Below are 24,205 nucleotides of genomic sequence, written 5' to 3'. Positions count from 1 at the left end.
GATTTTCGCAGCAATTTGTGAACCCTTTACACAAATAGGCATTAATTAATTTGGGTACGTTCACTCAATCAATGGAAAATGAAGACACAGTATCGATATGACATCTCCTCATTATTTAGTGGGTATCGACCTCGGCACAACTAATACCGTCGTCGCTTTTTGTCCACTCAGCGGCAATCTTTTAGATTCACCGATATCCATTTTTGAGATCGATCAGTTGGTCGGTCCCGGAGAGGTAGCTCGAAGACCCGTCTTACCCTCTTTTCGCTACCACCCTGCTGAGAAGCAAGTTACCTCTGGTGATCTCACTTTGCCTTGGGGAGACAAGGTACTTTCCGGGGACATTCCACAGGTAATTATTGGAGAATGGGCGAAAACTCTCAGCACTCAAACCGAAGGAAGGCACGTTTCTAGCGCAAAAAGCTGGTTGTCGCATAATAAGGTTGATCGACATGCAGAGATACTTCCATGGAACAGCAACCAAGACGTAGATAAAGTATCACCAGTTGTCGCTAGCGCCAGTTATCTCAATCACATAAGGCAAGCTTGGAACTATTACCATCCAAGCCAAAAGCTTGAAGATCAAGAGTTAGTCGTTACTGTCCCTGCTTCTTTTGATGAATCTGCAAGAAAGCTAACTATCGAAGCGGCAAAGCTTGCTGGCTTAGATAACCTATTGTTATTGGAGGAACCTCAGGCGGTATGCTACGACTGGTATTTTAGGCACCAGCATACGGCAAAAGAACAGCTTCAAAACATACCGCTCGTTTTAGTTTGTGACATTGGTGGGGGCACTACAGATCTTAGTCTTGTAGAAGCGCAGCATATCGAGGACGAACTCTATCTAAACCGAATTGGTGTCGGAGAACATCTGATGCTCGGAGGAGATAACATCGACCTGACCTTGGCCATGTTATCTGAACAAAGACTCAATAAGTCTGAAAAGCTCAACGCTGCAAGTATGAGCAAGTTAATTCAACAGACTCGTGAGGCTAAAGAAAGCTTACTACAAGTGGATGCAAAAGAGTCTGCGCAAGTAACAATGTTAGGCAGCGGATCAAAATTAGTTGGCGGAACTAAAAGCGTCAAGTTCAGCCGAGAGGAAGTACAACAAATTGTTCTTGAGGGCTTTTTCCCTTTATCATCCCCAGAAGAGTTCCCACATAAAAAACGTGGTGCTGTGGTAGAGTTCGGTTTACCTTATGCTAGTGATGCAGCAATCAGTCGGCACTTAGCAGAGTTTCTAGATAACCAAGAGTACTTTACAAAACTTAAACAATTGAATGAAGGGGCAAGAGAACAGATTCGGGCCGGAGTTTTAATCAATGGTGGCGTATTTAACAGTCCTTTGATACAGCAACGTACTTTAGAACTTCTCAATAGCTGGAGCCCCTTCCCTATTACCCTTTTAAATAACCCAGATCCAAACAATGCCGTTGCTCTAGGAGCTGTGGCGTTTGCTAAGTCCCGCCGAGGAGCGAATATCAAAATCGGTGGTGGTGCGGCTCGCTCTTATTTTCTGCACTTGGGTGATAAAAGTGATTTAGGTAAAGCTGTTTGTATTCTGGCCAAAGGTACAAAAGAAAACCAGCAAATTCGCCTTTCCAGCCGGCGCTTTTCACTGACAATAGGCGAACCAGTGAGGTTTAACATTCTCTCGACAACCTCAGATAAAAAATTTGAAGGTCAAAAGATTCAAAATGGAATGCTCATTGATGTCGACCCAGAGAGCCTGACTCCTCTACCTCCCTATATATTGAGCTTGGAAGGTAGCGACGCTGTTCTTAAAGCCAATCAGAAAGAGAGGGTGGAGGTACAACTATCTTGCAAACTCACCGAATTAGGTACACTCAAACTATTGTGTACTGATGTCAACAACAAGCAGAAAAGTTGGCAACTAGAGTTCGAGATCCGTAGCAAAGGCCGAATCAACAACCATGGATTAAAGTTACACCCTAAGCTCGAACAAAGCAAAGAGCTTATCTCCAGAGTGTACAGCGGCAATAAAAAGAGTGCCTCATCTCAAGAAATAAAAACGCTGAGCCGTTCGTTGGAAAAAAGCCTAGGAGAGAGAGAAGGTTGGGATTTTGCTGTACTCCGCTCATTATTTGACAGTCTTTCCTTAGGAAAGAAAAGGCGAAGACGTTCAGAGCAGCATGAAAAATCTTGGCTTCGCTTAGCAGGTTATACGCTAAGGCCTGGGTTTGGGGACGAAACGGATCCATGGCGAATTCAGCAAATGTGGGCGCTCTACCCTCAAGGTATTCAATTTAAAAGTCATCAAAGTTGGACAGATTGGTGGACTTTCTGGCGCAGAGTATCTGGGGGCCTAAATCAAGAACAACAAGAAGTAATCCTCGCAGATATAGCGAAGTATCTCCATCCTGGCGCGACGAAAAATCCTCAGGTTAAAAAGCAATCTCATGATATGGGCTATGAATCAATGGTTAGATTAGCTGCATCTTTGGAACAACTCGAAACAGAAGATAAAACTCTACTGTCCAGTTGGTTTTTAGGTAAGGCGATCAATACCACGTTGTACTCACAAGCACATTGGTGGGCAATCGGACGACTAGCATCAAGGGTCCCTCTCGACGGTAAGCGAAATCGAGTCATCGCCAAAGAGCAAGTGGAGCAATGGCTGCCAAAGCTCCTAGAGCAAGATTGGCTAGATCAACCTATCATAGGTTTTGCATGCGTCATGATGTGCCGTAAAACTGGAGACAGACTACTAGATATAACCGAGGTAACTAGAACTAAAGTCATAGAAAAACTCAAGGCGAGTAAGAGTCCACTGCAATGGATAGAGCTGGTGGCAGAGGTTAGTGAACTGACTGAAAATGAAACTCGGAGAGCTTATGGAGACACTCTACCGAGTGGCCTAATTATTATTAATGACTAGGGTTTACGAACCCTATGCAATAAAGAATTGCCGCCATAAATACAAGATATGGAAATCGGAAAAATTAACCCACCGGTCGTCGACTTGACTCCAAGATTCGATGAGCAAATAAAGTGCCCTCATTCTTGGTGAGGGCACTTTATTTCTATCACCAAAACCAATAACAATTGATTGATTTATAAAATATACAGGTTTATATTATCGACAATTGTCAACTTTGAAACATAAAAAGTTACACTTAAAAATCAATAATTACAATAAATAAGACTGCTATATGATTATTATCAATTCTGACTCCCTACATATTGGGCTCGACCTATTAAAGTCTACCGACTTCAATACCAATATCGTTTTCTATAATGACGGAATGCACAACCATCAAATTCAATCTTTTAAGGAGCTAAAAGAAGACTTCGAAGTCAATGGCGTACTAAAATCTTCTATAACGTCATATTGCCTCACTTTTATGAATTCAGACAAAGTCGAATTCTATTTTGAATCAAAGATAGCTAAGTTTTGCTCTCACAAACTTTCTTTACCCAAGAACGATATTGGTACACCAAAATCTATTTCAAAATTTACCTTTTGAGCTAAGGTGATGGCAAGACCGAATCGCCTTACTGCTCCACTTTAACTGACTCAGCCGTAATTAAATCATCCAACAATCTTGACGACAAAACCTCACCATCGTCAGCTAGGTAAAATTATTGATAACCCCTTCAAAATTTGTGTTTAAATTAGCCCAGTTTATGTATAATCCCGCCGTCAATACGTACAGCTCTGAATTTACGATTCAGCCCGCTAACTTAGGATAAAAAATGAAAGATTATGTTGTATGCGCACTGTACAAGTTTGTGCGCTTGGACGATTACACCGACCTTCGTTCTCCACTCACTCGTTTGATGGATGAGCATCAAATTCGCGGTACATTATTACTTGCAAATGAAGGTGTAAATGGCACTGTTGCTGCAAAAAGAGCAGGTATCGATGCATTACTCGCTTGGTTTAAAACCGATCCACGACTTGCTGATATCGTCTACAAAGAATCTTACGATTCCAATCAGCCCTTCAACAGAAGTAAAGTTAAACTCAAAAAAGAAATTGTGACTCTTGGCGTAGAAGGCATTGATCCTAGACACGTTGTTGGTACCTACGTCAAACCACAAGATTGGAACGAACTTATTTCTGATCCAGAAGTTTTCGTTGTCGATACTCGAAACGATTATGAAGTTGAAATCGGTACATTCAAGAATGCTGTAAACCCTAAGACCGAGACATTTCGGGACTTCCCCGAATATGTCGCCCAAAATATGGACCCAGAAAAACATAAAAAAGTGGCAATGTTTTGTACCGGGGGCATTAGATGCGAAAAATCTACTGCTTATATGAAAGAACAAGGTTTTGACGAAGTTTACCACCTTGAAGGCGGAATTCTCAAATACCTCGAGGAAGTGCCGGAAGAAAATAGTCTTTGGCAAGGTGATTGCTACGTCTTTGATGGAAGAGTCGCTGTCAATCACCAGCTAGAGAAAAGTAGTTATGATATGTGCAACGCATGTCGTCTACCTATAACTCAACAAGATATGGAATCTGAACTGTTCGAAAAAGGAGTGAGTTGCCCTAAATGTGCCAATAAACACACTAACGAACAAAAAGCTCGCTTCCGCGAAAGAGAAAAACAAGTACAACTTGCAGATGAACGCGGAGAGACTCACGTAGGCGGAGAGGCAGACCGAGTTATCGCACAACGACGCCAAGAGAAGTTAGCACGCAAAGAGCAACAGCGTAAAAACAAGTAGAACCTAAAGGTACTAGGTTTGGGAAAGAGCCCTTTTGGCGCCACAAAAAGCTAATTTCATCGTAGAAAAATTCAGAAATTATCTAATATGCAGTTATATCATTTTTCGTGAATTTTAGGCTCTGATCCCTATATCTTGATGTCACTTGGAAATATGAGTGACTCCTAAGCTTGGGAGTCACCTATCTCGATTATGTTTCTCTATTCGATAAAACAACCGCTTGAACCCCCACAAAAAAATTAATACTATCGTTTTAGATACTTTTTCCACGCTTTCTTTTCCTATTCAAGACATATAGAAAGCACCGACCTATCCTTACTGCAACCATTTATCGTGGAAGAGGAACTTAAAATGAAAAAGATATTTATCAGTTTTTGTATGTTCATCCTCAATGGATGCCTTGGTATGCCAGAAAATGTCGAGCCCGTTGATGAGTTTGAAGTAGATAGATACCTCGGTAGGTGGTACGAAATTGCAAGACTAGACCACTCTTTCGAAAAAGGCCTCTCTCAAGTTACTGCAACATACTCACCACGAAAAGATGGTGGGATAAAAGTAATCAATCGCGGATACTCTGCAGAAAAGCAACAATGGAAAGAAGCTGAGGGCAAGGCTTATTTTGTAGGTTCCAATGATGAAGCCTACCTAAAGGTATCATTCTTTGGGCCTTTCTATGGCTCTTATGTTGTATTTGAATTGGACAAAAAAGATTATCAATATGCGTTTATCTCTGGACCAGATAATGATTACTTGTGGCTGTTAGCGAGAACCCCGAACGTTGATTCGACTTTGATAGCTCATTTTAAGTCTGAAGCAAGCAAACGTGGCTTCAATGCTGAAGACTTGATCCTCGTAGAGCATGGATATAGCGATGAGTAAAATGCCTCCAAAAGAAATCGTGACCAGTTTTTGGCAAGCGATGAACACCAACGATTTTGTTCACGCCAGTCAATGGTTAAGCCCTGACTTTTGTGGTATTTGGCCACAGTCATCAGAAGTCATTTGTGGTAGAGAAAACTTCGCCGCGCTAAATACACACTACCCAACCGAAGGGAGCTGGTCATTCCATATTAACTCTATTATGTGTGATGAAGACATTGTCGTAACCGATGTTTCCATTACCGATGGTATACAAAATGCCCGAGCTATCAGCTTTCATACGGTATCAGACGGCCTTATATCAAAACAAATTGAGTACTGGCCAGAAGACTACTCGGCGCCAAGTTGGCGCTCTCAATGGGTAGAACTCTTTTGATGACAATATAATAAGTGCTAGACTTCGCATCTTTAAGTCACTTGGGTATAAATTGGATCTAGGTTATTTTTTTTTAAATAGAGATAAGTTATCCTCTTTGCTAATTAATAACTTTGAGCCATCGCCTTGTTCAATAAAGTAACTAAACTATTTTTGTTATCTCTTGCGTTCTTTTGGATGCACACGGCGCTAGCCTATGAGGCCAGTTGGCAAACTTCACAGGTGACTCAAAGTTCCGATATAATGGCGTTCACTCAAAGCCTTCATCATATCCATTGCGAGGGTTCTGTTCCGCAAGGTCAAGTCAAAAAGCAGCACTGTTGCCCTTCGCCCTGTTTGGTCAAAGTCCTAAATACACTCCCTAATCTCGTGATTCCAGCTCTTTTGGAGAGCTCACAGTCTTTATCTCGCAAAAGTATTGGCAAAGCCATAACTCGATCTAAAACGCTATTCCGTCCTCCAATTTTGTTCTAGTAAGTCATCTTATCCAAACAAAATTTATGATTTACAGAAACAAAGGAATATTTTAATGAAAAAATTTATCTCATGTATCGCTTTAGCGTTTTTTTCGTTTTACATTCAGGCAGCTGATTTTGAAGAAGGTACACATTACACAGTACTAAAGGCACCACATTCTAAATCACAGACTGTTACTGAATATTTTTCGTTTTATTGCCCACATTGTTTTCAGTTTGAATCGATTGTAAAAGGGCTAAAAGCGAAGCTACCGAAATCGGCTAAGTTTGAAAAAGTTCATGTGGCTTTTATGGGGAGAAACATGGCGGTCCCAATGGCGAAAGCATACGCAACTATGGTCGCTTTAGATATTGAAGATAAAATGGTACCGGTTATGTTCAAACAACTGCACCAACTAAGAAATCCACCGAAGACCGAACAAGATCTTCGTCAAATCTTTATCGATAACGGGGTAAAAGCCGAAAAATATGATGCAATGTACAACAGTTTTATTGTTAATTCGATGCAAAGAAAGTTTGATAAGCAATTCAACAACAGTACGCTGACTGGGGTACCTGGAGTCATAGTTAACAACAAATATATTGTAAAGTCTGAGTCAGTAAAGACCCCTGAGCAATACAGTGATTTGGTAAACTATTTACTAACACTATAAAAAATTAAAAGCCAGAGTATACTCTGGCTTTTTACTTTTTACTTTTTACTTTTTACTTTTTACTTTTTACTTTTTAGAGATAGGATGAGATTTAGGTAACTCTTTTGCTATTTCAGCCTCGCCATTACCACAATTAACATGAGCAAATCCATTACCTTCTGAGTAGATGATATTATCATCTTTCGTTTCAGAAACGCCACCAGGTACATAGTCTAGTTTAAGCGCCTTACGAGTCTTCCATGCAATATTATGGTCTGCACATGAAGTATCGCCACTAACACCAAGAGCACCAACAACTTCACCCTTAGCATTGTATAAAGCGAGACCACCACCAAAGACATTAACACCGCCAATTCTTTCACCAATCATTGGGTCATTTTTATGGCCAAAGTATTTAGCTTTACCACTGTAAGCAACGCTTGTATCAACTGGGTTGCTGAATTGAAGTCCAAAAAGACTACCGCCCGGCTGGGTCGCTGTCCATAGGTTAGCCGTTGACAATGCTAGATTAGGTAAACTGAAGGCATTAGCCGTATTAGCCTTTTGTGCCGATATAACGCGACTTCCTAGCCACTGTTCGCCATAGTTTTCTCCTGTATAGGTCACAGCACAAACTGTACCATCTCTGCCGACCAAGGTTCCCCACATATTGAGCTCGAGACCACCATTCTTTTCATCACTTGTTGTCGCTACTGAGCTCTTAAGAGCAGACGTCAATTGCTGATGGTTAGGCAACAAATCACACGTGTTCGCGAAAGAGAAAGTAGAGAATGCACTGATTGAAATAGCGATGAGTGTTTGTTTGAACATGATTAATTACTCCTTATTGATAGTTCGAACACATAATAATAATTACTTTATATAAGATAAATAGTATAAATTGATAATCACTATTACATATGAGAAATAATCTAAAATAAATCAGATTGGCTCTAGGATCAGAACGAGTCAGTTCATAAGCCGAGAGAGTATTCAAATATCGACTCCCCTACATCACCAACAAATAGACGTCTAGATGTTTACATGTCTGAAAAAAGAGGGTAGATTGATATTCAATGAAGATTTATATCAATGCTGGGAGCTGAGAGAATGATTGAAGTCAAACACCTAAAAACAATCACAACGTTAAGAGAAACGGGTTCTCTCACTGCGACTGCAACTGCCCTTCACCTCACTCAATCTGCACTTTCTCATCAAATTAAAGATCTTGAAGCAAGAATAGGAAGCCAACTATTTCTGCGTAAAACAAGACCAGTAAGGTTTACTGCTGAAGGAAAATTATTTTTAGATCTCGCGGACGACATACTGCCAAAGATTTATAAAGCGGAGAGTGATGTCGCAAGTCTAAAAAAAGATGTACATGGTAGGCTTCATATGGCAATAGAGTGCCATTCTTGTTTTCAGTGGCTAATGCCTGCACTCAAAGAATTTCAAAGTGCCTGGCCTAGTGTCTCGCTTGATTTTTCATCGGGCTTTGGATTCGACCCGCTTCCAGCTCTGCTTTCTGGCCAATTAGATCTAGTCATCACATCTGATATTCAAGCAAAAGGTAAAATACATTATGAGCCCCTTTTTGACTTTGAGGTCAGGCTAATTACATCGATTAGTCATCCGTTAACAAAAAAACAAACGATCCAACCGCTAGATATAGAGGATCAGGTAATGCTTACATACCCGGTACAAAAAAATAGGTTAGATGTTGTAAAGCATTTCCTTCAACCTCAGAAGGTTGAACCATTGCGCTGGAAACAAGCGGATAATACACTGATGCTGATTCAGATGGTTTCGGCTGGACTTGGCGTTGCAGCTTTACCTAACTGGGCTATCGATGAATTTGCTCGTCAAGGACTGATTCATAGCTCACCTTTAGGTAAGGGGTTACAACGTAGGCTCTATGCGGCAACGAGACTAGATGACAAAGATAAACAGGATCTACAAGCTTTTTTCAACATTGCTCGTTATAGCTGTGACAAACATTTAGAAGGAATTCGTCTACCGTGAGATATTTATTTGGGCTTAAATTGATTTGTCAAAGGGTCATACTGGTAACCCACTACGCTCAATTTGTCGATAACATGGCTGACATCCATTTCGTAAGTTTGAATAAGCTCCTCAAGGGAGTCACATTCTATCCTTAACTTCTCATTTAATATGCTCAAAAGAATGAAGCTATCTATAGCTTCGGCATTACTAAGATCCATCGCTACAACCCTTTCTTTTTTTGCTTAGTAATAGACTAGGCCAAGATCGAGAAGCATCAAGTGAGTTAGATCTTATAATCAGTAAGTCAGGTTGTCGAGGTTTAATAGCACCGCTAGATTGAGCATTACACCTGTGACTAAGAGTTGGGCTAGGCTGACTTTTCTACTGGTCATTAAATGCAGGCACCATACTAATACCCCAGCTATTAGCAGTAAAAAGCTCACTAGGAATTGCTTTACTACTGTCTCATCATCAAGCTCAAACGCGATACTATTTATCTCAAACAAAATAACCAAACTGAATGCGATTGCAGAAATGACACCAGCTACTGGCAATAGACGATGAAAAGCTTGCAATCGAGTTTTTGCTTGAGTCAAGAAACAATGACCAAGTATGCCACCAAGCAAGAATAGACTCACAAATAACACAGGTTTATTTACAGCAACACCGCTGCCAAAAACCTGAAACATCAAAATCAGAAAAGAGAATAAGTTAGCTAGATGAAAAAGCCACAGAGGGCCTTGCTCTCTTGTCTTTTTCGTTTGCACCTGAGAAAAAAAGTATCCCAAGAAAATGGGAATGATCAGAGCGTAAGGATATAGCAAACATATTGCTAACCATAAAACACATAACGCTGGTAGCGTTTTATGAAGTCGGCCTCGTTGCCCCGGACAAATATCACCTTTCACTAAGACAAGTGAGATAGTCATTTGTGCGCCTAACAAGGATGCTGTGAGTAATACCAAAAATTGCTCGATCATAACAAAAGTAAAGCGATTATAATTTTGTGTTGGATGATATCAGATTACTCTGAAGTAAGCATCGTTGAATAAAATAGTAAATAAACCTCATGACCATCAGTCTACAAGCATCTAAAAATCATGTATACCCAAGTAACCTCAAGATGCTAGGTTCAGCGAGAATGGCTTGCTTTACAGGCAAGGCAACGATTTGAAAATCTAGTCATCTAAATTGAAAATCGGTAACGAGACATACTCGTGATGTAAATCCATAAATAAGTTGGTAGATCAGGGCAACACAAGCCGCTATAATTCGCGCTCCCTGAATTAGAGAGCAAGCTATGCAAAGCAATATCACACCTATCCACGATTACAAGAAATATTGGGCGGAGTGCTTTGGCACCGCACCATTTTTACCAACGAGTCGTCAAGAAATGGAGGCACTTGGGTGGGATAGCTGTGACATCATCATTGTCACTGGAGATGCTTATGTGGACCATCCGAGTTTTGGCATGGCTATTATTGGACGCTTACTCGAATCTCAGGGCTTTAGAGTGGGCATTATCGCTCAACCTAAATGGAACAACAAAGACGCATTCATGGAGTTGGGCCGCCCCAATCTTTTCTTCGGTATCACCGCAGGCAATATGGATTCAATGATAAATCGATATACTGCAGACAAAAAGCTGCGTCATGATGATGCCTATACTCCCAACAACGAGGGCGGTAAAAGACCCGATCGTGCTAGCCTCGTTTACTCTCAACGTTGTAAAGAAGCTTACAAAGAAGTACCCATTGTGCTTGGTGGGATTGAAGCAAGCTTGAGAAGACTTGCTCACTACGACTATTGGTCAGATAAAGTTCGTCGCTCAATACTCTTTGATGCAAAAGCGGATATTCTCTTATTCGGAAATGCGGAACGTGCACTTGTTGAAGTTGCACACCGTCTTGCCAAGGGCGAGAATATTGCCTCAATGACGCAGATACGTGGTACAGCCGTTAACTTACCTTCAGCCCCTGAAGGTTATAAAATCATTGACTCTTCTCGGATTGAAAAACCAAGGAAAGAGGCGTTCATACCACAAAATCCTTATGTGGTAGAAGAACAGTGTGAAACCAAGAGTAAGAATCAGGAGGCCGAGGCCAAACCCATTACAATTCGTCCATCCCGTCATGATGCGAACACAACAGCGGTCAGGATTCCATCATTTGAGAAGCTGAAAAATGATCGTATTTTATATGCGCACGCCAGTCGAATCATGCACCTTGAAACCAATCCTTACTCCGGCAGAGCCCTAATTCAAAAACACGGAGATAGAGAGTTATGGGTCAATCAGGCACCTATTCCACTATCAACTGAGGAGATGGACTTTGTCTTTGGCCTTCCTTATGCTCGGGTTCCCCACCCTATGTATGGAAAAGCAAAAATACCTGCCTACGACATGATCAAGACATCGGTGAACATTATGCGAGGATGTTTTGGAGGATGTTCGTTTTGTTCAATTACAGAACATGAAGGGCGCATTATCCAAAACCGTTCAAAAGAGTCGATACTCAATGAGCTTGAGGAGATTCGAGATAAAGTCCCCGGTTTCACTGGTACAATATCAGATCTCGGTGGACCTACAGCTAATATGTATCGGTTAGGCTGCAGCGATCCCAAAGCTGAAGCAAATTGTCGCCGCCCTTCCTGTATCTTTCCTGGAATCTGCAGCAAGCTCAATACTGATCATAAACACACAATCGATCTTTACCGAGATGCAAGAAAGGTAGAAGGCATTAAAAAGATAATGATCGCTTCTGGTGTCCGATACGACCTTGCGATTGAGTCACCTGAATATGTAAAAGAGTTGGTCACTCACCACGTCGGTGGATACCTAAAAATTGCACCAGAACACACAGAGAAAGGTCCTCTTGATCTTATGATGAAGCCTGGAATGGGTACCTATGAACGTTTCAAAGAAATGTTTGAAAAATACAGTGCTGAAGCAGGGAAAAAGCAGTACCTCATTCCCTACTTCATCTCTGCTCATCCCGGAACAGAAGATGAAGACATGCTCAACCTTGCTCTTTGGCTTAAGCGCAATAACTTTGAGTGCGATCAGGTACAGAATTTTTATCCTTCTCCTATGTGCAACGCGACCTCTATGTACTATTCGGAAACGAATCCTTTAAAGCGCGTCAAATATAAAAAACGTGAGGAATTACCTGTTCCAAAAGGAGAGCGTCAGCGTAGATTACACAAAGCCTTACTGCGTTACCACGACCCCGAAAATTGGCCAATAATTCGAGAGGCTCTCATTGGAATGGGCAAGAAGCACCTCATTGGTGACAAAGCCAGTTGTTTAGTTCCATTAGAGGATATGGAATCCAAGACGCCAGCACAGCGCAGAAAATCTGGAAGACATGGTTCTCAAAGATTCGCAACAAAGCATACTAAGAGCCAACCAGGATTCGAGAAGCTGGCATTGAAAGATAAAAAGAACCGAAACAGCAACGATTCCAATCAGCGAAAAGGAAAAGTTAGTGCGGGCCAATCGAAAAAGAAAAAAAGTCCCGTAAATTAAAGTAGCTACAACAAGACAAATACAAAGCACAATGGCAGACCTAACCCTTTGTAGGCCTGCCATATACTACTTACTCAAGCATTCTCTCTTTCAAACTGAACCATAAAGTCTACAAGAGCCTGAACTCCCTCTAATGGCATTGCATTATATATGGAAGCACGCATCCCTCCGGCTGCTCTATGACCTTTTAAGGCCAGAAGACCCTGGGCCTTAGCCTGCTCAAGGAACAGTTCATCCAGTTCGGGCTTTGCCAATTGAAAAGGAACATTCATACGTGAACGGTTCGTTGAATGAACCTTGTTAATGTAGAAGTTTGAACTATCGATTTTTTGGTAAAGTAACGCTGCTTTTTTAGCGTTAATCGTTTCTATCTCGTCAACACCGCCGGATTTTTTTAACCATTTAAATACGAGGCCCGCTAGATACCAAGCATAAGTCGGAGGTGTGTTATACATGGACTCCTTGTCTGACAGAACTTTATAATTTAGAAAACTCGGGATTAATTGATTTGCTAAACCCAGTAGATCATCCCTAACGATCACAATACACAGCCCAGCTGGTCCAATATTCTTTTGTGCTCCTGCGTAAATCACCCCATATCTAGCAACATCAATTCGGCGGGAGAGTATCGTTGATGATAAGTCTGCAACAATTGGCTTGTCGGTAAGTGGAAGCTCCGTGATTTCAATGCCGTCAATGGTTTCATTGGGACAAAAATGGACATAAGAAGCGTCATGATCAATCTCCCAATCCGCAGCGGGTATTACTCCAATCTGTCCATCAATTTCTGTCTTAGCTCTGAATTCATTTACCTTGGCATATTTTCTGGCTTCTTCAGCAGCACTTTCGGCCCAATATCCCGCGGTAATGTATGAAGCCACCTCGGACTGCCCCAAAAGGTTAAGAGGAACAGCAGAAAATTGCGCTCTAGCTCCACCATGACAAAACAAAACCTTATAGTTGTCCGGAATAGTCAGTAAGTCTCGTAGGTCTTGCTCGGCTTCTTTGGCAACCTGAATAAACTCTTTACTACGATGGCTGACCTCCATGACGGAGGTTTTGTTATTGCCCCAATTAATAAACTCTGCCTGTGCATCCTCCATTACCTCTTTTGGCAATGCCGCTGGCCCAGCGCTAAAATTATAAACGACGCTCATCAATTATCCCTGTAGAAATACAAATCTCACGATTAATAGCACGTTTTGATAAGGATAAAAAGTGGCAATGGCGGCTAATCACCGCCAGCCAAGCTTGGTGTAGCCCTTTTAGCTTATCTACTGTGTGATTAAGGGGATTAAAAGACTCATTAAAGGTAGCTTTTGACCCGTCGAAAAATCTAAGTTACCGTTATTAATCTCTGCATCAATTATATAGCTATCATCAACCTCAGAAACTAAACCATTTTGTTTAGCTTGATTAACACCTTGCTGAATTAATGGAAATTGTTTACTAAAGCCTTGTGTTAATTGACTGCTTGCTGTTCCAGTCAATTTAGGAATAAAAACTGTGGGGTTATCGGAAACACCGTCTGTTCCTTCTGGTATCGATAATTTTATGCTCGCATTGACCTTACTATTATCGGAAATATCGACAACGAGTGAGTTGAGTGACATGTAGAAGCCGCGAGAAAAGAGTTGCTCAATGTACGGCTTAATCTTTTCTACTGCAGAAGCTGTCTTCGACTGTTCTCCATCACGATAGAAGTTTATGAGTTGGTCGAAAGCGGTGCTGTCCATATCACCCAATTCAAAATCAAATAAAATATGTTCAACTCTACCCTCCTCGGTTTCGATATTATTCAACTCAACAACATGCCGAGTTATTACCCTGCTGTTCTCATCGTCCAACTTACTTGAAAATTCATATCGACTGTCATTCCATTTGAAGTGAGCAGAATCGGAATCGCGGCTGAAGTTTATTTTGCCGGTTTTTAGGATATGATCTCCTATCCAAACACTGTTGAGCTTCTTACCATTTCCTTCGAAGTCAATATCACTAAAGCTCGCACTTTGGTCAGACAAGGACTCAATATTTAAATAAGGTATCCTCAATTTATATTTGATTCCCCCATCAATATTGACCCTACCCTTGAGCTCAGAACTTGCAATGGTGAAACTGGCTTTATCATTTAGCTCGCTAGATTTCCACTCATTTACCATCAAATCAAAGTCAGTATTTCCACTCAAATATGTATCCGTTTTTAACATCAAAAGCTCAGGCAACTCCTCGATTTTAGATGTTCCCTGAATACTGACAAAACCGTGTTTTAAAAGGGTATCAAACGTGAATTCAGTAGGAAATCCACCAGCAATAAATTCGTCTTTTAAATCTTTTTTAATTACACTCAACCGAATTTTCACTTTCGAGGATAAGTAACCCCGATCATATTTAATGACCTCGGCACGCGTATTTTCGTTGATAAGCTGTGCAATGCTTCTTTCGATCGACAGTTGAGCCATGTGCCCAACGACAAAAGGCCAGCACAAAATTAGCGCAATCGCGCCACCTATAGCACCTATCTGTTTAATATTCATAATTTGACATTTAAAGGGGTTAATATTGAGCAGTTTACACGAAAAATTTTTATGGTACACCGAACAAGATGACAAGCTTGAGCAAGAGACAAATGACACAAAAGTTAGCCTCTCAAACTGTCGGTACCTAATGCTGAACAGGATAAGGTGATTTCTTCGTCAAAAAAAAAGACATTTTCCTTGTATTTATTGATTTACATGACAATCCTAGCGTATTCTACTCGTTAAAACCAACCTTGCTTAAGATTCGCAAATTAACAATACAGGTTCACCTTTACTATGCGTAAAACGATTTTAACGACAGCACTTTTAATAGCCTCCAGCCCCTCATTTGCTGAAGTTGACCCTGATAGCCCCTCAGTAATGAGTAACTTTAGTTACGACTATCTTGAAGCTCGAATTGGCGCTAGTCCGGTAACTTTCGGTGCCGCAATGAGTAGGTCTATCCACCCAAATGCTCATGCTTTACTTAGAGCAGACTCTGAATTTGAAGGAGACTACGACACAGCGGCAGGTTTCGGCTTCCATGCCCCAATTAACAACTGGGCTGATTTTACTGGAGAAATGCTTCTCAGGCTCGTTGATACAGGTAATGAGACGCGTCATAGCTACAAACGCGGTTCAAGTACAGGAATGGAATTGAATATTGGTCTGAGACAGTGGATTGGCCCGCAATTAGAGGTCGGTGGAAAAGGTGGATACACCTCGATCGATAGTAAAGATGAATGGATCGGCTCTGCGTATGCTCGCTTCCACTCCACAGAACTATTCTCAGTCGGTGCAGAAGCACGCATAAATGACTTCTACGGTGACCAACTAATGTTCACCACTCGATTTAAGTTCTAGAGCAATGAAAAGAGTCTGGTCAACTCTGGTGGCCAGACTCTTCTCTACTGTCAATTACAATTATCTAGCAATTGTCGCTTTTTAGGCTCTTGTATAAGTTTCCAATGCACACCATCCACTGCTCCCGCAAACTTCCATAACAACTTCACATCAATATCGTTTCCGTAAGCTTGCTTTACCTTTGAGTAAACAGCAGGAGCTCCTAATTCTAGAAAGGTCTCAACGTCTCCCACGCCTGCTTTTTTGACCATCCGCTCTAGCGTCAATTGCATGTTGGGCAAGTCTCGTAAGCGTCGATTTGCAGTCGAACGCTTCATTGCCCTATGAGAGACAGATAGCCGACGACAATTTAGAAGTAAATCATCCAGCTCACTACTGTTTTTAACAAGCAATTCGGTAACGTCATAATAGTTTACTGTCGCTGTCGTTTGCTTTTTTACATGGCGAAACTTTTTACATTTTAACCTCAATAGTTGTTGGTCTAGCTTACCACCACCACGGATAAATATACCTTCACCATTAATAAGCGCAAACATAGCATCTCTTTCAAAAAGCCCTGTCCCACCGAACATTGAACGAGTATAAAAGTCACCAAATTTGGCAACATATTCCAAGAAGTCTTGCTGTTTCATATCCACTGACCCTAAATCAAAATGATTGATTATTTATGATCACCAGAAGCAGCTTTAAGCGAATTATCTAATAAATGACGAACAATTATTTTAGTGATTTAATGAAGCAATAAAAATCATAGTTAACCAAATTAAATAAGTCTGTGCACACATCACACAGATAAACACATTTAAGTTTATTTTTGCGAAAAAAGTCACAAATTATACAAAACCACCCCAATGAATTATATTGAAAACAGGATATAAAATAAAAAAACCATAAGTTTAAACCATCTATCATTTGCCAATTCACACAAGAAAACGTTACACTGTAAAAGTTAACCTAATCTCTCTAATCTTATGAATCACCTTAGTTTTTATTGGCTACCAGATAGCAAAGACCTTGTACTCAAAGGTATCGAATCCGACTTTTATAAACGTGTTGAGCACTCTATAAGCTCTGGAAAAATATCACTTCCTCCCATAGCATTTGTGGTTTTAAAAATACAGCAGATGTGTACGAGAGAAAGTACCACTGTTACCGATGTTGCGGACAGTCTCCTCGAAGACCCTGGCCTAGCTGCTGTCGTAATAAGAGTGGCAAACTCCGTGATATTCAATCGCAGAAACATTACTTGTACCGACCTTATTACTGCGGTCTCGAGACTGGGCATATTACGTGTCAGAGACATAGTAACGGCACAAGCGATAGAGCAACTAAAGCACTCAGTTAATTTAAGCGAATCATGTAATCAAATCCTAATCCAAAGCGCCGCTAGTTCCAGAGAGCTCGCTGCCACTATGGTATTAGTGACAAAAGGCTTTAAAGAAACACAGTCAGAAAATTACAGTCACCTCGAAACTGACAAAGCACTCCTAACGGGTTTACTCGCAGATATCGGATTATTTTGTATCGTCAATGAATATCATCACTACCTTGAACAAGGAAATTACTTGGAAGAATCTATCGCTTTCCAGATTTTTGACCGCCAATGCTCTAATGCAAGTAAACTTGTGCTAGAAAACTGGGGCTTCGATACTGACTTCGTCGAGGTATGTTCTAATCAAACTCATACTGATTCTCAACTACTCGTAAGTTACCTAGATATTGCCAGACTCGCGAACCATATTTTAATGTATCGACGTCAGGATGATAGAATAGATAATCATACAATAGAGTTTGATGTAACAGGTGCCGATATACTTTATAAACTTAGTAATTTAAGTGATAATGACTTCAATCAACAAATTGACGAACTTATGAGTAATAGTGGTTTTTAGATCAGGTTGGCGATAATTAATGTATTCGGGAATGTTTGTAATACTGGTTTTATTATTCATAGGCTGCACTGTAAAAGTGCACAATAAATCATTCCTCAAATATGTTAATATTGCGGTAGCTAAACTTATATATACAGTCATATTTCTTATGGGCTTCAGCATTGCCTCTTTGGAAAACTTGCTACAAAACCTCGGCCTAATTATTAAAACGACGTCTACGTTCTTTTTCTTCATCAGTATAGTTACACTATCTGCTCTCTTATTGGTTGATAAAAAGCTACCAGTAAATGTCATTGCGACAAAAAAGAGCCCCCCGATATCAAGTATGATATCTGAGTCACTTAAGCTTGTTTTAATCGTCGTTTTTGGCTTCCTTGCCGGGACATTATTTCATCTCGACATAACGTATGTCGAGATGGTAAGCGAATATGTACTCTACATTTTGCTGTTCCTAATTGGTATTCAGTTGGGTAATAGTGGTTTAAGTTTGAGACAGATTCTTTTAAATAGACATGGAATCCTAATTGCCTTAGCAGTTATTACTGCCTCTCTAACCAGTGGCATTATTTCTGCAAAAGTACTTGGGATAAGTGTTTTTCAAGGACTTGCAATAGCTTCTGGTTTTGGGTGGTATTCTTTATCAGGAATTTTGATTGGTGAAGCTTACGGTCCTGTTTACGGTAGCGCCTCTTTTCTCCTCGAACTTATCCGTGAACTCACAGCTTTAACTCTTATCCCACTCTTTATCCGCTCGTACCCTTGTATGAGTATCGGTTACGCTGGTGCAACAGCCATGGATTGTACTTTACCTATCATTCAAGCTACTGGGGGAATACGATGTGTCCCTGTCGCTATCGTAAGTGGGTTTATCCTTAGCTTTATGGTTCCTATTCTTATTATGTCCTTTGTTTCAGTTGTCGGATAGATCGCAGGAAATTCTGGTTAAACAATATATGATATACCCAAGTGACTTCAAAATGCAGGATTCAGAGCGATGCCACCGTGTTGAATTCAAGGAAAATAACGCAGCGTAATAGTGAACTCTTACCAAGTTGTTTGACGATGAAGTCGGCACTGTGGCACGCTCCCAAAGGGCGAGTTGTCTTGCTTTACATGCCTCGTTACCGATTTTCAATTTAGATGGCTAGATTTTCAAATCGTTGCCTTGCCTGTAAAGCAAGCCATTCTCGCTGAACCTAGCATCTTGAGGTTACTTGGGTATACGACTATGTCCGATCAGGAAATTTGCCACTATCTTTTTATATGTGAAAGCTTCTATATTGCAGGGAATAGACAATGAAACTTATAGCCGCGACAACCATCATATGTTGTTTTTCTTCCTTTGCCATTGCAGCAGACGAGTCATGTTTGTCGAAAAAATATGATGCATATGTTGACACCTCGATCATTTGGTATCAAGACCTCGCTAAGATTACTTCCTCTGAATATCCTGAACTTACAGAGGTTAGCAACTGGTTTTTGGAGGGAAGAAAGCATCACTTCGAGCTCAACAGAGAGGCTGTTCATCATTACTTAGACAAGGACCCCTCTAAAATTGCTATTGATCGTCCCGTAGAAAGGTGGTTGAGTCTAGAACAACGTGATATCAAAGTGCTATCTGCGAGAAATGATAAACTAGGCGAGTTAGCAAAAATTACATATCGTGACAGGCAGTCAGTACCCCATGAAAAAAATTATGAGCTGCGCTCAGCCTTAGCTGATTTACTAAGCCATCCAACAAAAATTCAGCCCGCTCTTGAAAGGTACAATAACGCTATCAAGAAAGTGGAAAAAATAATATGCAAACAATGAATCCTAAGTTTAAGTCGCGCGTAGGAATCAAAAGACATTAATTAGGGAGAGACTTTAGATTCGATTTAGTTTAGATTCACACACAGAAAATGACTAGAGCAATATAGTTTTTATGATATCAGAACACAAAACTGCAGAAGTGAGCTTGGAGCACTTAATACGTATTTTCACTGTGCCCGAAGGCCCTGATTCTACACTTACTGAAATTGAAGAAAAGTTATCACAAAATCTGAACCGATTTTTACGCGAACATATTGCTGCTGAAGAGAAGCCTCTAATAGATATCGAAAAAGATTTTGCCAAAGCCACTATCCCAGAATCCCCTGAGTTTGTGTCTCAACATACCCAACATTTATTGGATAAGCTCGTTGCCCATTCGGTTCATACTTCATCACCGAGCTTTGTTGGGCATATGACGTCCGCGCTCCCTTATTTTTTGATGCCGCTTTCTAAGATTATGATCGCGCTAAACCAAAATTTGGTAAAAATCGAAACATCAAAAGCATTCACACCGTTGGAAAGACAAGTGTTGGGTATGCTGCATCGCCTAATATATTCACAGGAAGATAGCTTCTACGCTCGATGGATGCATAGTGCAAATCACTCGCTAGGGGCTTTCTGTTCAGGCGGAACGATTGCAAATATCACAGCACTGTGGGTTGCTAGAAATAATGCACTTAGAGCCAAAAATGAGTTTACTGGGGTTGAAAAAGAAGGCCTTTACAAAGCAATGAAGTATTATGGCTATGAAGGTTTGGCAATACTTGTCTCAGAGCGTGGGCACTACTCTTTAAAGAAAGCCGCTGACGTTCTCGGTATTGGGCAAGAAGGCCTAGTGTCAGTGGCAACAGACACTAATAACCGTATTTGCCCAATAGCATTACAAGAGAAAATTGCGCAGCTCAAGAATAACAATATCATGCCATTTGCGGTAGTTGGGGTTGCAGGTACGACAGAAACAGGAAACATTGATCCTCTTGATGAAGTCGCAAAAATTTGCCTTCAAGAGGGCTGCCACTTCCATGTTGACGCTGCTTGGGGTGGAGCAACTCTTATGTCAAACAATTATCGAGGATTGCTCAAAGGTATTGAACTCGCAGACTCTGTTACCATAGACGCACATAAACAGCTTTATATTCCAATGGGTGCAGGCATGGTGCTGTTCAAAAATCCAAACGCGATGAAATCTATCGAGCATCACGCTCAATACATACTGCGCAAGGGCTCAAAGGATTTGGGTAGCCACACACTAGAGGGATCACGCTCAGGAATGGCAATGCTTGTTTATGCGGCAATGCATATTATTAGCCGTCCAGGTTACGAGCTATTGATAGATCAAAGCATTGAAAAAGCGCAATACTTTGCCAGTATGATAGAAAACCAGCCCGACTTCGAACTTATCTCTCATCCCGAATTGTGTTTGCTTACATATCGATACATACCTGAAAGTGTATGCAACGCTCTTTTGGTCGCCAGTAACGAAAGAAAGGCAGAGCTTAACGATCATCTCAACCAACTCACCATGTTTATCCAGAAAAAACAACGTGAAGCTGGCAAATCATTCGTTTCTCGTACTCGCTTGAATCCCGAAAAATGGAATAAACTAGATACCATCGTATTCCGAGTGGTACTAGCCAACCCTCTCACGAACCATGAGGTGCTACATCTAGTACTTGAAGAGCAACGACGTATTGCGCAACAAGCCCCAAGACTAATGAATAGTATAGAGCAATTGTGTAACGACATCTTAGCTTCCTAATTGCCCTACTTTCATCTATGCGCCAGTCATAAAAGTTGATGAGTTTCTGGATGAAGCTGATCGCAGTTTCTTAACTGCTTCAAAAAACTTTTTTCTTCACTGCACTAATGCTGAAACCATTAAGTGCGGTGAAAACTTTGGCAAAACAATGTGTTTAATTTTTTCCCGTATCACTAACGTTTTTTACCCAACGAAAAAGACCGATCCTCAAAGTTTTGGGCTTCCCGCACATCAGATCTACCAAAAATTTTCTTGCGTACTAGCCAATATCTCGGCATGTCGGCTGGAATATCTATTTATGCCAAAATTAAGCATTGATGATATGAATTAATATTTCGGTTTGATTGGGTTTCGTTTCGCTTTAACGACAGACGACTGAATTTAGATTTAGGCGAGCTGTATCATTGAGTGAATTATGGTCAGATGAAAATTTCAACGGCAAGGCGAGTAATCTCAAATAAAAAGTCAATTTTAAGGAGCTAAGATGAAAACATTACTCAACGTCAGTTTATTTGCCTCAGCAATTGTTTATTACCCTGCCTATGCTGAACACACTCCACTTGTAGACTTCACAAAGCCGATAAATAGAATTCAGGTGCTCACCGATGCAACAGAACGATCGGCGGGGTTATCTCATGCCTATGCTGGATATCAAAACAGTCAAAATAATAAAAGCCACTTTTTCTTCGCACATCTTCAACCACAACCTAACGGTGCGGCTTTTGCAACCTTTAGAGTGGCGGACAACTTTAATCTTCAATATCCTTACTCTATCTGTCTCAATGGTAAATCTCTCAATGATAAAGGCGCTTACTATCAGGTCGTAATAGAGACCCCGAAAAGCCAATCACTTGGATTCACATACAAGCAAGACTTCCAAGTGCAGTCTCAAGAGAATTTTTCAATGCCATTTTATTTCAGTGAATTTGACGCTACTCGCCGTGGAAAAAACTTCCCTAATGCTCCATCTTTAAACCCCAGTGATATCAAGAGCGTTGCAATTAGGATCATAGGTAGGGCTGGTCAAGAGGCAGATATTTATCAAAAAGGCTTATTTGGACTACAACTGTTCAATTTTACGTTAGACTGCGAAAATTAAAGTAACCTTTGCACATAGCCAAACAAGAAAGCTCATTGTCTATCTCAACCTTTATTGTGATCCAAGTCATATTAAAAGGCCGTGAATATTACAAGACCATGATAATTCTTTAAATCAAGTGTTTATATGTTAGATTCGCGATAATAAGCAATATAATTTAGGTCGCGAAAACCCAGTGAACTGTGCGACAATAAAGAGTGTGTAAACCTAATATACGATGGGCAAATACCTAATTCGTTGGTTTACACACATAATTTTTGTAACAAGAAAAATCGTTCAGCCAACTCAAGCCACATAAATACTATGAATACATTAGAAAAAATTCAAAAAAATCTGGAAAACTTTAGTAAGTCTGAGCGTAAAGTGGCCGAAGTGATTATGGCTTCCCCTCAGACAGCCATTCACTCAAGCATCGCTACATTAGCCAAAATGGCAGACGTCAGCGAACCTACCGTCAACAGATTTTGCCGAAGGCTTGATACTAAAGGGTTTCCAGATTTCAAACTGCACCTTGCACAGAGCTTGGCTAATGGGACTCCATATGTAAATCGAAATGTCGAAGAAAGTGATGGCCCAGACGCCTATACGCACAAGATATTCGAATCAACGATGGCGTGCCTCGATGTTGCAAAAAATAGTTTAGACCCAATGCAAATTAACCGGGCTGTTGATTTACTAACTCAAGCAAAACGAATATCATTCTTTGGCCTTGGTGCGTCTTCAGCTGTTGCAAAAGATGCGCAAAACAAGTTTATTCGTTTCAATATACCCATTACATGTTTTGAAGATATTGTAATGCAACGCATGAGTTGTATTAACTGTACTGATAACGATGTAATTGTTTTGATTTCTCATACAGGTCGGACTAAAAGCCAAGTTGAAATCGCCAATTTAGCTCGTGAGAACGGTGCTACGGTTATTGCTATCACGGCTAAAGATACCCCTCTCGATAAAGCATGTTCTTTGTCAATCACGTTAGACGTACCCGAAGATACTGACGTATACATGCCAATGGCCAGCAGAGTCGTTCAAATGACGGTTATTGATGTGCTTGCAACGGGTTTTACCCTTAGACGCGGAACAGGGTTTAGAGAAAACTTAAAGCGTGTAAAGGATGTGTTGAAAGACTCAAGGTACGATAAACTTTCACAGTTTTAAGTTATAGACTTCATTGAACTAACTCATGCCTACTAAGAAGAGATCTTAGGGGGTTTAGGTTATTTGTAGGTTTATTGACCAATAGGTTTTATCTATTAATTCAACAGTTAAAAGCCCCTTTATTTCCTTGAATGAATCGGGCATAGTTGACAGCATAAGTACATAGGAGAATTAAAACATGTTCGTAGTAATCTTCGGTCGCCCAGCTTGTCCTTTTTGTGTTCGAGCTAAAGAACACGCAGAAACTTTAAAAGCAAAACGTGATGACTTTAACTATCGTTACGTTGATATTCATGCAGAGGGTATCTCGAAAGCTGATCTTGAGAAGACCGTTGGTAAACCAGTCGAGACTGTGCCACAAATATTTGTTGACCAAGACCACATCGGTGGTTGTGATGACTTTGAAGCATACGCAAAAGAACATCTAGGATTGTTCGAATAATCCCAACTGAATACTATTTTAGAGCCGCATTTAATGCGGCTTTTTTTTATGTATAAATAAATCAAATGT

At 40.6% G+C, this 24,205-nt stretch carries 22 protein-coding genes; 16 read left to right on the top strand and 6 right to left on the bottom strand.

Annotation, left to right across the window (positions count from 1 at the left end):
* Positions 1-97 precede the first annotated feature (97 nt).
* From RH40_RS11635 to RH40_RS11605, 6 genes are all read left to right on the top strand, one after another.
* Positions 98-2,902 (top strand): Hsp70 family protein, encoded by a 2,805-nt coding sequence (locus RH40_RS11635; protein WP_009601708.1) that lies wholly within the window; start codon positions 98-100, stop codon positions 2,900-2,902.
* Between the two features lie 274 nt (positions 2,903-3,176).
* Positions 3,177-3,491 carry a hypothetical protein gene (locus tag RH40_RS20080; protein ID WP_009601707.1) on the top strand — a complete coding sequence of 105 codons (315 nt, stop codon included), beginning with the start codon at positions 3,177-3,179 and terminating at the stop codon, positions 3,489-3,491.
* 229 nt (positions 3,492-3,720) lie between these two features.
* Positions 3,721-4,701 (top strand): oxygen-dependent tRNA uridine(34) hydroxylase TrhO, encoded by a 981-nt coding sequence (trhO, locus tag RH40_RS11625; protein WP_009601706.1) that lies wholly within the window; start codon positions 3,721-3,723, stop codon positions 4,699-4,701.
* 351 nt (positions 4,702-5,052) lie between these two features.
* Positions 5,053-5,580 (top strand): lipocalin family protein, encoded by a 528-nt coding sequence (locus tag RH40_RS11620; RefSeq protein ID WP_009601705.1) that lies wholly within the window; start codon positions 5,053-5,055, stop codon positions 5,578-5,580.
* A gap of 1 nt (position 5,581) precedes the next feature.
* On the top strand, positions 5,582-5,956 hold the full coding sequence (locus tag RH40_RS11615) for a nuclear transport factor 2 family protein (RefSeq protein ID WP_039954660.1): 375 nt from the start codon (positions 5,582-5,584) through the stop codon (positions 5,954-5,956).
* Between the two features lie 529 nt (positions 5,957-6,485).
* Complete coding sequence (locus RH40_RS11605; RefSeq protein WP_009601703.1) at positions 6,486-7,085, top strand: thiol:disulfide interchange protein DsbA/DsbL; 600 nt, start codon at positions 6,486-6,488, stop codon at positions 7,083-7,085.
* 66 nt (positions 7,086-7,151) lie between these two features.
* Here the strand turns inward: RH40_RS11605 and RH40_RS11600 are convergent, their stop codons facing one another.
* On the bottom strand, positions 7,152-7,895 hold the full coding sequence (locus RH40_RS11600) for a GlcG/HbpS family heme-binding protein (RefSeq protein WP_009601702.1): 744 nt from the start codon (positions 7,893-7,895) through the stop codon (positions 7,152-7,154).
* 279 nt (positions 7,896-8,174) lie between these two features.
* Here RH40_RS11600 and RH40_RS11595 point away from each other — a divergent pair, with 279 nt between their 5' ends.
* Positions 8,175-9,086 (top strand): LysR substrate-binding domain-containing protein, encoded by a 912-nt coding sequence (locus RH40_RS11595; protein WP_009601701.1) that lies wholly within the window; start codon positions 8,175-8,177, stop codon positions 9,084-9,086.
* A 5-nt stretch (positions 9,087-9,091) separates the two neighbouring features.
* On the opposite strand, the gene RH40_RS11590 is transcribed toward RH40_RS11595, so the two are convergent.
* Positions 9,092-9,286: a DUF4250 domain-containing protein gene (locus tag RH40_RS11590; RefSeq protein ID WP_009601700.1), complete on the bottom strand. Its 195-nt coding sequence runs from the start codon at positions 9,284-9,286 to the stop codon at positions 9,092-9,094.
* 78 nt (positions 9,287-9,364) lie between these two features.
* Positions 9,365-10,048 carry an HI_1241 family integral membrane domain gene (locus RH40_RS11585; protein ID WP_039954629.1) on the bottom strand — a complete coding sequence of 228 codons (684 nt, stop codon included), beginning with the start codon at positions 10,046-10,048 and terminating at the stop codon, positions 9,365-9,367.
* A gap of 320 nt (positions 10,049-10,368) precedes the next feature.
* On the opposite strand from RH40_RS11585, the gene RH40_RS11580 reads away from it, so the two are divergent.
* The gene (locus RH40_RS11580; protein WP_009601698.1) at positions 10,369-12,594 is read left to right on the top strand and encodes a YgiQ family radical SAM protein; all 2,226 of its coding nucleotides are present in this window, start codon (positions 10,369-10,371) and stop codon (positions 12,592-12,594) included.
* 74 nt (positions 12,595-12,668) lie between these two features.
* On the opposite strand, the gene serC is transcribed toward RH40_RS11580, so the two are convergent.
* Entirely contained in the window at positions 12,669-13,751 is a 1,083-nt protein-coding gene (gene serC, locus RH40_RS11575) for a 3-phosphoserine/phosphohydroxythreonine transaminase (RefSeq protein WP_009601697.1), read from the bottom strand.
* A 117-nt stretch (positions 13,752-13,868) separates the two neighbouring features.
* Complete coding sequence (locus RH40_RS11570; RefSeq protein ID WP_009601696.1) at positions 13,869-15,128, bottom strand: DUF945 family protein; 1,260 nt, start codon at positions 15,126-15,128, stop codon at positions 13,869-13,871.
* Between the two features lie 279 nt (positions 15,129-15,407).
* On the opposite strand from RH40_RS11570, the gene RH40_RS11565 reads away from it, so the two are divergent.
* A complete protein-coding gene (locus RH40_RS11565) occupies positions 15,408-15,974 on the top strand; it encodes a hypothetical protein (protein WP_009601695.1) in 567 nt (188 codons plus the stop codon).
* A gap of 50 nt (positions 15,975-16,024) precedes the next feature.
* On the opposite strand, the gene RH40_RS11560 is transcribed toward RH40_RS11565, so the two are convergent.
* A complete protein-coding gene (locus RH40_RS11560; protein WP_009601694.1) occupies positions 16,025-16,612 on the bottom strand; it encodes a TfoX/Sxy family DNA transformation protein in 588 nt (195 codons plus the stop codon).
* A gap of 333 nt (positions 16,613-16,945) precedes the next feature.
* Between RH40_RS11560 and RH40_RS11555 the strand changes: the two genes are divergently transcribed.
* The 7 genes from RH40_RS11555 (at position 16,946) to RH40_RS11525 (ending at position 24,136) form a co-directional block, all read left to right on the top strand.
* Positions 16,946-17,866, top strand: a complete 921-nt coding sequence (locus RH40_RS11555) for an HDOD domain-containing protein (protein WP_009601693.1) — start codon at positions 16,946-16,948, stop codon at positions 17,864-17,866.
* 19 nt (positions 17,867-17,885) lie between these two features.
* On the top strand, positions 17,886-18,791 hold the full coding sequence (locus RH40_RS11550) for a LysO family transporter (protein WP_039954628.1): 906 nt from the start codon (positions 17,886-17,888) through the stop codon (positions 18,789-18,791).
* A gap of 371 nt (positions 18,792-19,162) precedes the next feature.
* Entirely contained in the window at positions 19,163-19,678 is a 516-nt protein-coding gene (locus tag RH40_RS11545) for a hypothetical protein (protein WP_009601691.1), read from the top strand.
* A gap of 112 nt (positions 19,679-19,790) precedes the next feature.
* The gene (gene panP / locus RH40_RS11540) at positions 19,791-21,437 is read left to right on the top strand and encodes a pyridoxal-dependent aspartate 1-decarboxylase PanP (RefSeq protein ID WP_009601690.1); all 1,647 of its coding nucleotides are present in this window, start codon (positions 19,791-19,793) and stop codon (positions 21,435-21,437) included.
* 484 nt (positions 21,438-21,921) lie between these two features.
* Complete coding sequence (locus RH40_RS11535) at positions 21,922-22,536, top strand: CIA30 family protein (RefSeq protein ID WP_009601689.1); 615 nt, start codon at positions 21,922-21,924, stop codon at positions 22,534-22,536.
* A gap of 303 nt (positions 22,537-22,839) precedes the next feature.
* Positions 22,840-23,694: a MurR/RpiR family transcriptional regulator gene (locus tag RH40_RS11530; protein ID WP_009601688.1), complete on the top strand. Its 855-nt coding sequence runs from the start codon at positions 22,840-22,842 to the stop codon at positions 23,692-23,694.
* 178 nt (positions 23,695-23,872) lie between these two features.
* Positions 23,873-24,136 carry a GrxA family glutaredoxin gene (locus RH40_RS11525; RefSeq protein WP_009601687.1) on the top strand — a complete coding sequence of 88 codons (264 nt, stop codon included), beginning with the start codon at positions 23,873-23,875 and terminating at the stop codon, positions 24,134-24,136.
* Positions 24,137-24,205: the final 69 nt, after the last annotated feature.

The organism is Vibrio caribbeanicus ATCC BAA-2122 (assembly GCF_000165125.1).
In the GTDB taxonomy this organism is placed as follows: Bacteria; Pseudomonadota; Gammaproteobacteria; order Enterobacterales; family Vibrionaceae; genus Vibrio; species Vibrio caribbeanicus.
Note: the sequence above shows the minus strand (reverse complement) of the source record. Positions and strands in the feature narration are given on the sequence as shown.

Coding starts and splice junctions, on each gene's coding strand:
- RH40_RS11635 (WP_009601708.1), top strand. CDS start 98: ATGACATCTCCTCATTATTTAGTGGGTATCGACCTCGGCACAACTAAT.
- RH40_RS20080 (WP_009601707.1), top strand. CDS start 3,177: ATGATTATTATCAATTCTGACTCCCTACATATTGGGCTCGACCTATTA.
- trhO (WP_009601706.1), top strand. CDS start 3,721: ATGAAAGATTATGTTGTATGCGCACTGTACAAGTTTGTGCGCTTGGAC.
- RH40_RS11620 (WP_009601705.1), top strand. CDS start 5,053: ATGAAAAAGATATTTATCAGTTTTTGTATGTTCATCCTCAATGGATGC.
- RH40_RS11615 (WP_039954660.1), top strand. CDS start 5,582: ATGCCTCCAAAAGAAATCGTGACCAGTTTTTGGCAAGCGATGAACACC.
- RH40_RS11605 (WP_009601703.1), top strand. CDS start 6,486: ATGAAAAAATTTATCTCATGTATCGCTTTAGCGTTTTTTTCGTTTTAC.
- RH40_RS11600 (WP_009601702.1), bottom strand. CDS start 7,895: ATGTTCAAACAAACACTCATCGCTATTTCAATCAGTGCATTCTCTACT.
- RH40_RS11595 (WP_009601701.1), top strand. CDS start 8,175: ATGATTGAAGTCAAACACCTAAAAACAATCACAACGTTAAGAGAAACG.
- RH40_RS11590 (WP_009601700.1), bottom strand. CDS start 9,286: ATGGATCTTAGTAATGCCGAAGCTATAGATAGCTTCATTCTTTTGAGC.
- RH40_RS11585 (WP_039954629.1), bottom strand. CDS start 10,048: ATGATCGAGCAATTTTTGGTATTACTCACAGCATCCTTGTTAGGCGCA.
- RH40_RS11580 (WP_009601698.1), top strand. CDS start 10,369: ATGCAAAGCAATATCACACCTATCCACGATTACAAGAAATATTGGGCG.
- serC (WP_009601697.1), bottom strand. CDS start 13,751: ATGAGCGTCGTTTATAATTTTAGCGCTGGGCCAGCGGCATTGCCAAAA.
- RH40_RS11570 (WP_009601696.1), bottom strand. CDS start 15,128: ATGAATATTAAACAGATAGGTGCTATAGGTGGCGCGATTGCGCTAATT.
- RH40_RS11565 (WP_009601695.1), top strand. CDS start 15,408: ATGCGTAAAACGATTTTAACGACAGCACTTTTAATAGCCTCCAGCCCC.
- RH40_RS11555 (WP_009601693.1), top strand. CDS start 16,946: ATGAATCACCTTAGTTTTTATTGGCTACCAGATAGCAAAGACCTTGTA.
- RH40_RS11550 (WP_039954628.1), top strand. CDS start 17,886: ATGTATTCGGGAATGTTTGTAATACTGGTTTTATTATTCATAGGCTGC.
- RH40_RS11545 (WP_009601691.1), top strand. CDS start 19,163: ATGAAACTTATAGCCGCGACAACCATCATATGTTGTTTTTCTTCCTTT.
- panP (WP_009601690.1), top strand. CDS start 19,791: ATGATATCAGAACACAAAACTGCAGAAGTGAGCTTGGAGCACTTAATA.
- RH40_RS11535 (WP_009601689.1), top strand. CDS start 21,922: ATGAAAACATTACTCAACGTCAGTTTATTTGCCTCAGCAATTGTTTAT.
- RH40_RS11530 (WP_009601688.1), top strand. CDS start 22,840: ATGAATACATTAGAAAAAATTCAAAAAAATCTGGAAAACTTTAGTAAG.
- RH40_RS11525 (WP_009601687.1), top strand. CDS start 23,873: ATGTTCGTAGTAATCTTCGGTCGCCCAGCTTGTCCTTTTTGTGTTCGA.